12 protein-coding genes are annotated in these 12,562 nt (G+C 57.0%); 1 reads left to right on the top strand and 11 read right to left on the bottom strand.

What is annotated here, in order from left to right:
• Positions 1-153: 153 nt before the first annotated feature.
• The 11 genes from QA645_RS38750 to QA645_RS38700 all read right to left on the bottom strand — a co-directional run bounded on the left by QA645_RS38750 (position 154) and on the right by QA645_RS38700 (position 10,348).
• Complete coding sequence (locus tag QA645_RS38750; protein WP_283046300.1) at positions 154-663, bottom strand: hypothetical protein; 510 nt, start codon at positions 661-663, stop codon at positions 154-156.
• Positions 664-704: 41 nt separating this feature from the next.
• Entirely contained in the window at positions 705-1,073 is a 369-nt protein-coding gene (locus QA645_RS38745) for a hypothetical protein (protein ID WP_283046299.1), read from the bottom strand.
• 349 nt (positions 1,074-1,422) lie between these two features.
• The gene (locus QA645_RS38740; protein WP_283046298.1) at positions 1,423-2,073 is read right to left on the bottom strand and encodes a chloramphenicol acetyltransferase; all 651 of its coding nucleotides are present in this window, start codon (positions 2,071-2,073) and stop codon (positions 1,423-1,425) included.
• A gap of 147 nt (positions 2,074-2,220) precedes the next feature.
• Positions 2,221-2,910 (bottom strand): ATP-binding cassette domain-containing protein, encoded by a 690-nt coding sequence (locus QA645_RS38735; protein WP_283046297.1) that lies wholly within the window; start codon positions 2,908-2,910, stop codon positions 2,221-2,223.
• Positions 2,897-3,643 carry an ABC transporter ATP-binding protein gene (locus tag QA645_RS38730; protein ID WP_283046296.1) on the bottom strand — a complete coding sequence of 249 codons (747 nt, stop codon included), beginning with the start codon at positions 3,641-3,643 and terminating at the stop codon, positions 2,897-2,899. Before QA645_RS38730 ends, QA645_RS38735 begins: the two co-directional genes overlap by 14 nt.
• The gene (locus tag QA645_RS38725) at positions 3,640-4,656 is read right to left on the bottom strand and encodes a branched-chain amino acid ABC transporter permease (RefSeq protein WP_283046295.1); all 1,017 of its coding nucleotides are present in this window, start codon (positions 4,654-4,656) and stop codon (positions 3,640-3,642) included. Before QA645_RS38725 ends, QA645_RS38730 begins: the two co-directional genes overlap by 4 nt.
• Positions 4,657-4,660: 4 nt before the next feature.
• Positions 4,661-5,524: a branched-chain amino acid ABC transporter permease gene (locus QA645_RS38720; RefSeq protein WP_283046294.1), complete on the bottom strand. Its 864-nt coding sequence runs from the start codon at positions 5,522-5,524 to the stop codon at positions 4,661-4,663.
• Between the two features lie 84 nt (positions 5,525-5,608).
• On the bottom strand, positions 5,609-6,844 hold the full coding sequence (locus QA645_RS38715) for an ABC transporter substrate-binding protein (protein ID WP_283046293.1): 1,236 nt from the start codon (positions 6,842-6,844) through the stop codon (positions 5,609-5,611).
• A 116-nt stretch (positions 6,845-6,960) separates the two neighbouring features.
• Complete coding sequence (locus QA645_RS38710; RefSeq protein WP_283046292.1) at positions 6,961-8,196, bottom strand: ABC transporter substrate-binding protein; 1,236 nt, start codon at positions 8,194-8,196, stop codon at positions 6,961-6,963.
• Between the two features lie 123 nt (positions 8,197-8,319).
• On the bottom strand, positions 8,320-9,156 hold the full coding sequence (locus QA645_RS38705) for a phosphodiesterase (protein ID WP_283046291.1): 837 nt from the start codon (positions 9,154-9,156) through the stop codon (positions 8,320-8,322).
• 19 nt (positions 9,157-9,175) lie between these two features.
• Positions 9,176-10,348 carry a cobalamin-independent methionine synthase II family protein gene (locus tag QA645_RS38700; RefSeq protein WP_283046290.1) on the bottom strand — a complete coding sequence of 391 codons (1,173 nt, stop codon included), beginning with the start codon at positions 10,346-10,348 and terminating at the stop codon, positions 9,176-9,178.
• Between the two features lie 816 nt (positions 10,349-11,164).
• On the opposite strand from QA645_RS38700, the gene QA645_RS38695 reads away from it, so the two are divergent.
• Entirely contained in the window at positions 11,165-12,049 is an 885-nt protein-coding gene (locus tag QA645_RS38695; protein ID WP_283046289.1) for a LysR family transcriptional regulator, read from the top strand.
• The last annotated feature ends 513 nt before the right edge of the window (positions 12,050-12,562 follow it).

The raw sequence follows: 12,562 nt of genomic DNA, 5'->3' as shown, positions 1-12,562 counted from the left end.
CATCGCCCGGGCCAGTCGCTCGTCCTCAATCTGTGCCACGTTTTGCATTATTCCAGGCTGCAAACAGGGTCGACGCACCGATGGATGTGGCGTCTGCGTCAATTTAGTTGGGCAACGTATACATCACATACTTGAATTTTGACTGCTTATCGCTCAGCGCATTGAAGCTGTATTGACGCGCGTCCTGCCCCATGGCGAGCATCGTTTCGCGCAGTCTATCTCGTCGATCGTTTGCGAAGGGTTCTTCCTTGGGCCACACGGTCTGAATGAGCTCCAGACCTGGATCCTGCCGCACGAATGAATGCCAACCAATCGGCCTCCTGGAGCAAGCGCGAGCGCCAATGGCGCAACGACCTTTTTTGCCTTGAACTCCGCCGAGGCCCGTGCCCGATAGGGCTGCGAGGCGATGACAAGATCGTAGTTCGCCCTGATCGCGCCTTGTCTGGGAATGATCTGGTCCAACAGGAACCGGCAGCTTTGCAGATACAGCACCAGAACGACCTGGCGCTCATAGATCGGATTGCCGGATTTCTTGCTTACGCTGGCCTTCCAATGCTGAGCTAAGAACGGCTCAAGATCATTGATCTGGCGCTCGTACTCGGCCGCTGTCCTGCCGCTTAGCGCCACTTCATGCCAGATGAGGCTGGATGCGGGTGATGCCAAGCTTGCCGAAAGATATGGGGCTTCGTGATAGTAAAGGTTGGTCAGGACGATGACTGTGGCCGGGTGCTCTTGACCCGGTCAGGCAGCTTCTCGAGCGTCAGGCGAATGTCTTCAAGACTGATCTCTTTGCCGACGACGTAAAATGGCAAATGCTCGTAGCACCGATGCATTGAACGCAGGACGCGGGCCAGAACCGTCCCATCGCCAATACCGGCATCAAAGACCCGTACGGCCGGCGGACGCGGACGAATCCGATCGAATTCGAGTGCTTTTCGTTCCGATACGACGCGCTTCTCGCTGCACGTATCGACAAACATCAAGTACTTTTGTCGATTGTCATAAAATCGAAAGTTCTTTTCGGGTTGAGTTTCTTCAACCTCGGCGTTCCCAAGCTGTGCAACGGACAACACGTCAATCTCTTCCCTCATGATGGTGCATTTCATTCGCGGCGGAGCCGTAGCCAAAGCACGGCCGAGCTCCGCACAAGACCAATGAGCGCGATCAGATCTTTCGAGCGAGCTCTTCGTGGCCGGCCCGTAAGCTTCACATTTCTGACAAAGCGTCCCAAAGGTGGCGCTTGGCTTCCGGAGTGCGCGACTGGAGAAGTGCGCTCCGTTCCTCCGCCAAGCGGGAGCTACTGATCTTAGCGACGCAATCGGGACCGAAACGGGATCCCCATTTCAATGAGCGGTTGCGAGAGCGGCCAAGGGGAACAAGCCTCGAGCCTCTGACAACCAAAAGCCAATTTCCTCGAACCGATCAACGCGGAGAATCCAACCTGGCGAGATCGACTGCTTCGTATTTGCTCAGAAAATCTTCAATCGTTAGCTTGCGGAAATCCGCCAGCGCCGCATGCAGGCTTTCATGATCCCAGTCCCACCAGGCAAGCCTGGTGAGCCGCCCGGCGATGTCATCCGAGAACCGCGGCCTGACGGGGCGGGCCGGATTGCCCGCTGCAATCGTGTAAGGCGGCACGTCTTTGGTAACGATTGCACCGCCTGCGACCACGGCACCGGTGCCGATGTTGCGGCCTGGAAGTACGATTGCGCCGTGACCGATCCAGACATCGTGGCCGATGTGGACATGATGCTGCCTCCGCCAATCGAAGAAGTCTGCCTCGTCACTCTCACCGGGAAAATAGGCGCTCGCCCGATAAGTGAAATGCGATTGGCTCGCGCGGTGCATCGGATGGTTGCCAGGGTTGATGCGGGTCATTGCCGCAATCGAGCAGAATTTTCCGATCGTTGTGTAGATGATCTGAGAGTCGTTTTCGACGTAGGAATAGTCACCCATCGTCACTTCTCGCAGGATTGTGCGCGCACCAATCTCGCAATATGCACCGAGTGTTGTAACGTGCAGCTGCGCGGCTGGATGGACGGTCGGTTGGACTGAGAGGGTTTTGGCGGTCATAGCTGCTCTGCAAATCAACGGTCGGGGCTCGTTTTGAACGGATTGATCATGATTTTCGGACTTATAGAGGCTGTCTTGCGAAATCTTGAGCAGCAGGACACTGGTGACACTCCAGCATCGCCGGGACGGGGCAGCGCCAGCATGATCTCAGTCTCTGTCGAAGACACTATCGGCGAGGAGTTCAGTCGGGTTGCGCTCCGCCACGATCTGTCCCTTCTGGACGACAAGCGCTCGGCCGACCAGCGAGGCTACGAAACTGAGATCCTGATCGGCAATGATCATGGCCGTCTTTTCTAACCGGTGTATAGACAACAGGCATTCGGCGATTTCGTCTGTCACCGAAGGCTGAATGCCCTCTGTCAGTTCATCGAGTAGAAGAAGCCTCGGCGAGCGAACCATGGCGCGCGCCAGGGCCAGCAGCTGCCGCTCGCCGCCACTCAACGCTGAGCTGGGGCGAGAGAGAAGCTTTTCCAGCCTCGGAAAGAGACACAATATTTCGCCAAGCGGCTTTGCGTTGCCGACACCGGGCATCATGCCCGCGAGCAGCAAGTTCTCCTTGACGGTCAGGCTGGGAAAACCCGCACCGCCTTGCGGCGTGTAACTAAAGCCCAGACGACTGCGTCGATGGGCAGGCAGAGCCTCGATAGCAACCCCGTCCAGCACGATCCGGCCAACTTCGACCGGCAACAACCCCATGACAGTCTTGAGCAACGTGGTCTTGCCCATGCCATTGACGCCGATGATCCCCAGGATCTCGTGAGCGCCGAGATCAAAGCTTAAGCTGCGCAGAACCGGCGTCTTGCCGTATCCGGAGACCAACCGTTCACCTTTCAGCATGAATGGCGTCCTTCTTGCGGCCGAGATAGATGTCTCGAACAGTCTCGTTTGCCTCGATCTTATCCATCGTGTCCTCAACCAGCACTTTTCCCCTGTGCAAGACGGTAACTCGTTGTGCGAGGCGGGTGATAAACTCCAGATCGTGCTCGACCACGATCACCGTGGCGCGGGCATTGAGACGTTTGATGATATCGACGGTCCTCAGCATCTCGTCACGCGTCATGCCGGCGGTTGGCTCGTCGAGCAGCGCAAGCCGGGGATCAGTCGCGAGCAGCATGCCAAGCTCGCACCACTGACGATGCGCGTGCGAAAGCTTAACTGTCGATTGCCTGGCAAGACACGAGTCGAAGCCGATCTCGGCCAGCACCCCATCAACGACCCTCTCGAGCTCACGCTTTGCAGGGCTTCTGCGCAGCGCCGCAAGGCGGATGTTCTCCCGAACGTCGAGGTTGGCGTAAACGCTGGGGATCTGATTCTTGATGGCAATCCCCAATCGCGCGATACGATGGGTCGCCAGCCCCTGTAGGTCTCGACCCTCGAAAAGAACGTGGCCGCTGGTCGGCTGATGCTGATGCGTCAGGCATTTGAACAACGTACTCTTGCCGGCGCCGTTTGGGCCGATGAGGCAGCGGATTTCGCCGGCCGCCACATCGAGGTCGACACCGTCAACCGCTGCAACGCCGCCGAAACGCTTAACGAGACCCCGTGTTGCGAGAATCGGTGAGCCACTCATGCCGGTTTCTCCTTCCTCCGCAACCTGCCGAAACCGTTTGGGAACCTCAGATTCGACAGCTTGAGGATCATCGGCAGCAGGCCCTGCGGAGCCAGCAGGACGAACAGGATGATCGTCGCGCCGAAAATAAGTTCGGTATTGAAAACCGTGTTGGCACCGAGTTGGCTGCTGAGAAGCTGGAAACCGAAGCTTGCTACGACTGGTCCGACGAAGGTCCCGAGCCCCCCGGCAATTACCCACAGAACGAATTGCGAAGCTTGTGAGAGATCGAAGACGTTCGGGCTGACAAAACCCATCACTGCCGTGTAAAGCGCTCCTCCAAGGCCCGCAATGGCAGCACTTATGGCAAAGCCAACCAGCTTGTAGAGTCGGATGTCGTAGCCAAGAAGCTCGCTTCGCAACTCGCTTTCGCGAATCGCGGTCATGATCCGACCGGCATCGCTCATACGCAGGAACGAGAGCAGAATGTAAATGCCGGCGAGCGACACCAGGCATATCGAGAACGTTGCCTCGATCGACAGAAATCCTTGCACCTCACCCGGGATATTGAGCGACGGTACTGCTGTGATTCCATTGAAACCACCGAGCGGCACCGGACCGATGTGAAACCAGGGATCGGCCGTTGAGGTCATGAAGGAATAGAAAATCAGCGTCACGCAGAGTGTAATGACGCCGAGATAGACTTCCCCCAGACGGCTGAAGAATAGGAAGTAGCCAAGGACTAGCGAGAATACGACCGGCAATACGGTCCCAATCAAGACCGCAATCGTACTGTCGCCGACGTTAGATACGGACATGGCATAGGCGTAGGCTCCGAGACCGAAAAAAACCGAATGTCCGAGGTTCAGGATCCCGAGTGTCCCCCAGACGAAGGCGAGACCGAGAGCTGCAATCGCCATGGCCGAAAACGCTGACAGATTGACGAGGTCGAACGGCTCCAGAACGAACGGCCCAAGGATCGCGAACAGCACGAGAGCGGCCGGAAACAAAGCATATCTGAGTTGGAGCAGCATGATTCTATCTCCCTCCGGTCCAAAAGCTGGAGACGCCCGTCGGAAACAGGCGCAGGATGATCACGGCCAAAAGCAACAGCGAGGCCTGGCCGACGACCGGCGTCGCGAAATAGGAAAGCAGCGCCTCAACTGGCCCGAGGATCGTTGCCGCCGACAGGAAGCCTGTAATCAGGGCGCCACCACCGCTGATCACGGTGACAAAAGCGCGTGCAACGTAGGCCGCGCCCATGTGCGGAAGGACACCGGATATCGGCGCAAGCAGCGCGCCGGCCAAGCCGCTGATTGCGGCGCCGATGATGAAAGTGACAGCATAGACGCGATCACAATCGACCCCGAGGGTCGCGGCCATCTCCGAGTTCTGCATCGCAGCCCGTGCGATCAGACCGTATTTCGTCCCGTGCAATGCCAGGAGAGAACATAGCACGAGCAGAGCTGTGATCGCGATCAAGACGAGTTGGTAAGCACCGATGGAATATGCACCAATCGGAATATTGCCGAGCGGCGCGCTCACGCCCATCGTTGTATTTCCAAACATGGCGGTCACCGCGCCAATTAAGAACAGGCTGAGCCCCCAGGTCGCCAGCATCGTGGTCACCAGATGCCCGTAGAGCCGGCGAATAATGAGGCGCTCTACCAAAGCGCCGATCAGGCCGACGGTTATAGGCGCGACAACCATCATGGAGAGCCAAAGATTGAGGCCGGCATGATTGGCGATCACGGTGGCGTATGCGCCGAGCATGATAAACTCGCCATGGGCGAAGTTGATCACACGCATCATGCCGAAAATGACGGCGAGCCCCAGGCTGATCAGAGCGAGAAGCGCAATGGAATTGACCACCGCGAAGCACAATATGACGAACTGGTCCATAATTCATCTCGGCTCGTGAAAACGGAGACAGGCGAATCGGGCTGCGGCGCCCCGAAAAATGTGGTGCCGCGTGCGCCGGCCCACCTAGATCTGCGGCATTAGAAAATCGGTCTGATTGGGATTGGTGAAGACATTGCATTTGCCGCCATACGTATCCGGCGGAATCTGCTCCTTCTTCTCGATCAGGCTCCAGACGCGATTCTTGACCTTAATGATGTGAACGTCTTGGGTCGTGTTGTGGGTGGGGCCATCCGTGGTCATGATCCCGGCCGGACCGTCCCAGCGGATACCGCCTTCGAGGGCAGCCAGAACCGCCTCCCGCTCGAAGCTGCCGGCACGCTTGACGGCTTCGGCCCAGAGCATGACGCCGCTATAGCCGCCGAACACCTCGCCATTGATATAGGGATGGTCCTTGCCGGCCACGGCTTCGACCTTGGCCAGAAATTCCTTGTTTTTGGGCGTGTCGAGTTCCTGGAAGTAGTTGTAGGCGACGATCACCCCGTCGGTTTCTTCTGGAGCAAGAACTTCGTGTTCATTGCCTGCGGCAAACACGATCGAAATGATCGGAATCTTGTTCAGCATTCCGGCCGCCGCCCATTGTCGATAGAACGACATGGCCGGACCGCCAACGAGGCAGGAATGGACGATATCCGGCTTGGCCGTCTGGATTTTTGCAATCGCCGAGGTGAAATCCGTCACATCCAGCGGGTAGTAGTCGTCGGCTACCACTTGGCCGCCTTCGCGCTTGGCCAACACGTGATTCCAGGTGCCGAAGTTGCGGGGGGCGTTATAGTCCGACGCGATATAGTAGAGCTTCTTGCCGAGATTCTTGAACGACCATTCAAGCAGCGGAACGACCTGTTGGGTGCCGCCCGTGTTGACGCAGAACGTGTTCTTCTCGCAAAGCCCACCTTCATAGAAGGAGCCGTAGATGAATGGTATCTTGTACTTGCGTAACACGGGGCGCGTCGCCTCGCGCGCAGCGCCGCTGAGTGCTCCCTGGACCATGACGACCCGATCATTCAGTGCCGCCTTCTGCGCATATTGCGGGTACTTGTTGATATCGGACTGGCCGTCATAGACCCTGAGCTCGACCTTCTTGCCGAGCAGACCGCCGTCGGCATTGATCTCCTCGACGGCGACCTTCATGCACAAACTCGATGGTGCGCCGTAGATATCGAGAGGCCCCGACAAATCGTGCAGCGAGGCGATAACGACGGTATCTGCCGCGGCCGAGGCGCGTTCGGAAAAAGAGCCGGCGATGGACGCAGCGGAAAGCGCGGTGGAAGCACCAAGAAACGTACGACGGGACAATTTCACGAGAATTCTCCTTCGGCGGCCCGGTAAAAGAGCAATGCTCTCCTTTCGGGTTGTGAGAAACACAGGCATCAGGCCGAGGCGCCGCTTGGAAAATGCGGCGCCGCGAGCTCGATGTGCTAGATCTGCGGCATAAGGAATTCCGTCTGGTTCGGATGGGCGAACACGTCGCACCTGCCACCATAGCTGTCCGGCTGGATCTGCTCTTTGGTTGCAACCAGGCTCCAGACGCGATTTTCGACCCTGATGATACGCACGTCTTGGGTTGTGTGGTGCGTCCGCCCGTCTGTGACCATTTTTCCGCCGGGCCCTTCCCAGGTGATCCCGCTTTCCCAGGCCTTCATAACCGCATCGCGCTCGAAGCTATTCGCGCGCTTGACGGCTTCGGCCCACAACATGACGGTGTTGTAGCCACCGATCGCCTCGCCATTGATGTAGGAGTGATTCGGGCCCATCGCCTCGGCGAAGCGCGCCAGAAAGGCCTTGTTTTGTGGCGTATCGAGCTCTTGGAAATAGTTGTACGCCGCGTAGATCCCGTTCGTCTCTTCAGGGGCCAAGATCTCGTGCTCCTGCCCGCCACCGAAAATGATCGACACAATCGGAATCTTCTTCAACATCCCCGCTGCGGCCCACTGCCGGTAGAAAGACATCGAGGGGCCACCAACCAGACATGAGTGAATGAAATCCGGCTTTGCCGCCTGGATCTTGGCGATTGCGGCAGTAAAGTCCGTCACGTCGAGCGGATAATAATCGTCGGCCAGCACCTCACCGCCTTCGCGCTTGGCCATCACGTGATTCCAGGCGCCGAAGGTGCGCGGCGCGTTGTAGTCGGAAGCGATGTAATAGAGCTTCTTGCCGAGATTTTTGAACGACCACTCGAGCAGTGGCACGACCTGCTGATTGCCTTCAGTGTTGCAGCAAAAGATGTTCTGCTCGCAGGCTCCGCCCTCATAGATCGAACCATAGAAGTAGGGCACCTTGTACTTGCGCAGGACCGGCCGGGTTGCCTCGCGGGCAGCTCCCGTCAGAGCGCCCACGGCCATGACGGCCTTGTCCTTGAGCGCCGCTTGCTGCGCGTATTGGGGCCCCTTGTTGATGTCCGACTGGCAGTCATACGCCTTCAGGACGACATGCTTGCCAAGTAGCCCTCCAGCGTTGTTCAGCTCCTTCACGGCGAATTCCGTGCACATGTTGGACGGAGCGCCGTACACATCGAATGGTCCAGACAGATCGTAGACCGAGGCAATGGTCGCGGTGTCCGATGCTGCGGAGGCCGAACCGGCAAATGAGCCGACCACGGCCGCAGCCGAGAGGGCCGCAGAAGATTGGAGAAACGTACGGCGTGATAAATGCATGTGAATGCTCCTTCGAGTTCTGAAAATAAGAGCCCAATGGTGCGAACAACCGCTTCCGCCGGGGCCAGACGACGGACGGGCAGGCGTGAAATGGCCGGCGAGGAGCCCCCCGCCGGCTTGGGTTTAAGATTGCGCTCGTCGTGCCATTGGAACGACTTGCCTCTCGACGGGCAGGTCCGGCTCGTACAGGTATTTTGCGCTTGCATCGAGAAAGTCGTGGGTGTGGATCACCACGGCATCCGGGTTCAGGAACGCGATTGCGTAAGCGGGCGGCTCCATGCTGCAGGGAATGCCCCGCTTGTGACTGAAATCGAGCCACAATTGATGATTGAGCCCTCGCAGAGTGGAAAAGGGAATGTTCTGCCAGCTTCCGGCGATTGGACGATGCACATGCCCGAAGAACAAATGACGGATGGGATGTCCCTCGAGGATCTGTCCGAATGCCGCCCCGTGGTCGAGCATGATGTCGTCCGCGGGCCGGAAGTGAACCTGCAGCGGCGGGTGATGCATGAACAGATAGATTGGCTTGCCTTGCGCCTCCTCCAAACGAGCGCGTAGCCACGTCTGTCGGTCCTTACAATAGAGGCCCGCATGGCTGTCGGAGCGCTTCGTATCGAGGAAAAGAAAGCGCCCGGCCGGCGTGTCGAGCGCTGATTGGACGAAGCCGAAATCATCAAGGGGGCCGTCAGGAAATACGCTGTGGAAATTAGCGCGATCGTCATGGTTTCCCATGAGCAGCCGCACCGGCATCGGCAGCATCTCAAGCGCTTCGCGCAGGCGAACATAGGCGCTTCGCTCGCCATGGTGAGCGAGATCGCCAGTGATGACGCAAAGTTCTGCATCTGCATGGTGCTTGGCGACATCTGCGAAGCAGGCCTTCAGGCGCTCACCCGGGTCGTTGTCGAAGAGACGATCGCCAGGTGGAACCAGGTGTAAGTCGGTGATTTGAATGATTTTCATCTCAGCTATCTGCAAGCTGTCAGGAGGCAACGGCCTGAGCGGATGACCTGGAATTCGCGGTCCAGAGCCGGCGAGATGCAATCTCGGCGCCTTGCACAAGTGATTCGAGCTTGCGCCAGGCGATGTCGGGATCGACAGTGTGGAAGGTTGCAAAGCTTGCAAAGCCGCAGTCGGTACCGGCGATCACTCGTTCCCGACCAACCAAATTGGCGTATTGTTCGATGCGCTGAGCAACGACCTCGGGATGTTCAATGTAGTTCGTGCAGGTGTCGATGACGCCGGGCACGAGAATTTTGTCGTCGGGGAGCCGCGTCTCCTTGAAGAAGCTCCATTCGTGCGAGTGACGTGGATTTGCCGCCTCCAGCAGAAGTGCCATGGGCCGCGCCTTGATGATGATATCGAAGATCTCATGCAGATCGATATCGTGATGGTGGGGCGATTCGTAATTGCCCCAACATAGATGTAGTCGCATACGATCGGCGGGAATGTCGCGGAGCGCATGATTGAGGACTTCGACGTGAAGGGCAATTTCCTTGCGAAATTCCGCGACTTCCATCGGTTTCGCCCGGAAATGGCGTCCAAGCGCCAGATCAGGGCAGTCGATCTGCAGCAGGATGCCAGATGCAGCAATAGCGTCATATTCCTTCTTCATCGCGTCGGCCAACGCATAGAGGTAGGCCTCTTGCGATGGATAAAATTTGTTCGGCATGTAGTGTGCCATGATGCCCGGAGAGGAGGCGTTCATGAAGGCTTCCTCTACAGAAACCGTATTGAGTGCCGCGTTGAGATTGGCGATATCTGTCGCCACGGCAGCCTCTCCCTGATACTGGATGGGTCCCACACAGGCCGGAGTTTTGATATCTAGATTGACCCTCTTTGCGAAATTCGAAAACTCCGCGAGCTCGGATAATGCAAGCGGCTGATCAACGCCCGTCAGGCCAGTCATGCGCTCCCGCGCGTAGGTCGAATACGCGTATTTGCTCATCTCGCCATCATCGACAACCGATAGGCCAATAAGCGATTGCTTTCTTACGATGTCGACGACAGCTGAACTGATGCTTGGCTCCAGCAACGGACTGCGGTCGCCATCCAGTTCGCTTTTCTCTTTCGCCAGCAGCATCTCCTCCAATGCAGGGGGCCGCGGTAGACTGCCGACGTGGGTCGTGAGGATTCGGTCTTTGCTTATTTTCATTCGTCTCTCCTAGTTCGTAGCGAAGTCAGCAGACGGCGCCCTATCCCCTTTCCGATGGGGAGAGGATCACCTCCTCGACACGCGCGATTTCGTAGTGCGTAAGCGTTGCGCTCTCTGTGGTTCTTGAGAGTACAGCCGTTTGCGGCCTGCTTCCGGAGACGATGCGTAGCAAGCGGAGTTAACGCGGAAATGTCTTGTTATTAGCCCCGCTAATGGTGGAAGCATTGCTTCAATTAAATGGTGCGCATTAGATCGGCCACATCAATCTTATTCTGCACCACAGGGCGAGTATGTGCAGAAAATCATCGCGGATTCTTCTGATTCCGCCGAGAAAATGCGCCAAACAAGCAGTTTAAGTGCTCGAGAGGCTCCCTGCGGAAACGGTGCGCAAAGGGCGCAATCGAAATTAGAAAGCTTTTTTCTGTCGCGCCTTGCCGACCAGAGGCGACCATGGTTTTGCATAGGCTCTAAAATAGCAATAACGCGCCGCCGGTGGTGCTTGGACAAGCAGAAGTTTGACGGTCCCATCTGATGTTCATTTTCAGCTACCGCAGTAGGAACGCATCCGAGAGACGGGACAATCGTTGGAGAGCCCTCCCGCCGATAAGTTATTTCGATCGTCACTCGAAAATGCTGATCAAAATACATCAAGACGGAGGTTGAATATGTCCACCTCAATCACCTGAACATGTGGCGCTAAGGCCACCTTGGCCCGCACCTATAGTGTCGACCTCAAATGATAGGCAAGGGGCCGCAAAAGGGCCTTGCCGCGTCGGAAATTGGACTCGCGGCAACAGGAGGAGCAGGCGTCGGGGCATGAAAATCAGTTCTCACCAGATTGCGGCCTTCACAGAGGTCTTCCGGCAGAGAAGCGTTTCGGAAGCTGCAGCTGTTCTCGGGGTCACCCAATCGGCCGTCACCCAGCACCTTGCCAAGCTTGAGCAACATATGGGGACGACACTCTTTATCCGACATCGCAGCGGGCTCGAGCCGACCAAACCGGCTCAGGAACTGTTTGCGCTAACTGATCGCGTTCGCGTCCTTGAGCAGCTCGTCGGGGAGAAGATCAATGCCTACAGTGACCTATCGGCCGGACATCTAACGGTGATCGCAAACGCGCCGCGTCCGGCGATGCCAATTATTTCCGAGTTCAACCGGCATTTTCCCGCAGTAAGAATCACGTTCTCACTCGTGCCCTGGGAGCTTGCTAAGCAGCGACTCGAAGCGCGGGATGTCGATATTGCTATCATTACTGAGCCTGATGACATTGCCAACCTATTCCACGTGGAGTTAAGCAGAGCTCGGCTAATGGCGCTCATGCCGCGAGAGCATCGACTTGCCTCTAGACCGACACTCACTCTCGCTGAACTTTCACAAGAAAGAATCATCTTGACCGAGGATGGTTCGCTGACCCTCCGAGAAGTAGAGAAAGCGTGTCTTGAGAACAGTATAAGCACGCCTAACGTTATCAAAATGGCGACTTATCCTGTTCTGAAGGAGGCTGTTCTGCATGGAATCGGCATCGGAATTCTTCTCGAAGACAGCGTGTTTCCGGCAGAGGAGTTGGTCTATAAAACAGTCGACGAACTCAGCATCGATTTCAAAACGTACATAGTTACGACGTCCGACAAAAGACGCCTACGATGCGTTAAATCGTTTTTCGAAACCGTGGACATCTCCTTAGAAGGACAAAGGAAATAGTTTTCGTCGTTAGATAGATTTGGGTTGCCCGCGAAGTTTGGAATACATCGGAGCTCGCGAAGGACTTGCCGGAGCCTGGTGCGGCAAGGGGTCCATCAGCAAGTGCGCTGCCCTTGCAGAATGAGTTTGGCGCCTATCGAATTCAGGGGTGGCATATAATCTGGCTACGATCCAGGTCCGCTCGTCTATCACTGACCGGCCTTCAGCCGTCCGGTACGGGTGCAACGAGCCACGGCAATATTTGATAGTGACAATGCGATTGCTTACGGTGCTGCCGAACGCGATTGTAGGAAACGAATTGTCCCCTCCACGGCGCGCCACCGCGAAGCTGAAGTCATCGCGTCTATGCCTTACCTAAACTCCTAATCGCTTGGTCTGTTCTGCGGGAGGGGTATTTTTGCCATCAGCTCGCTCGCCAGATGCGACAGGAACTCGGCGATGAGGTCAAAGCCAGCTTCTCGCCAGCGACCGCCCCCGCGGCGCACGCCGTCTCTAGCGTGACCTGCTCACTTC

The sequence above is a fragment of the Bradyrhizobium sp. CIAT3101 genome (assembly GCF_029714945.1).
Classification (GTDB): domain Bacteria; phylum Pseudomonadota; class Alphaproteobacteria; order Rhizobiales; family Xanthobacteraceae; genus Bradyrhizobium.
This window is presented reverse-complemented; position numbering and strand designations above follow the sequence as displayed.

Bases quoted from the DNA above. Each gene is read 5' to 3' on its own strand.
- QA645_RS38730 (WP_283046296.1), bottom strand. From the start codon at position 3,643: ATGAGTGGCTCACCGATTCTCGCAACACGGGGTCTCGTTAAGCGTTTC.
- QA645_RS38725 (WP_283046295.1), bottom strand. From the start codon at position 4,656: ATGCTGCTCCAACTCAGATATGCTTTGTTTCCGGCCGCTCTCGTGCTG.
- QA645_RS38705 (WP_283046291.1), bottom strand. From the start codon at position 9,156: ATGAAAATCATTCAAATCACCGACTTACACCTGGTTCCACCTGGCGAT.
- QA645_RS38710 (WP_283046292.1), bottom strand. From the start codon at position 8,196: ATGCATTTATCACGCCGTACGTTTCTCCAATCTTCTGCGGCCCTCTCG.
- QA645_RS38695 (WP_283046289.1), top strand. From the start codon at position 11,165: ATGAAAATCAGTTCTCACCAGATTGCGGCCTTCACAGAGGTCTTCCGG.
- QA645_RS38720 (WP_283046294.1), bottom strand. From the start codon at position 5,524: ATGGACCAGTTCGTCATATTGTGCTTCGCGGTGGTCAATTCCATTGCG.
- QA645_RS38735 (WP_283046297.1), bottom strand. From the start codon at position 2,910: ATGCTGAAAGGTGAACGGTTGGTCTCCGGATACGGCAAGACGCCGGTT.
- QA645_RS38740 (WP_283046298.1), bottom strand. From the start codon at position 2,073: ATGACCGCCAAAACCCTCTCAGTCCAACCGACCGTCCATCCAGCCGCG.
- QA645_RS38700 (WP_283046290.1), bottom strand. From the start codon at position 10,348: ATGAAAATAAGCAAAGACCGAATCCTCACGACCCACGTCGGCAGTCTA.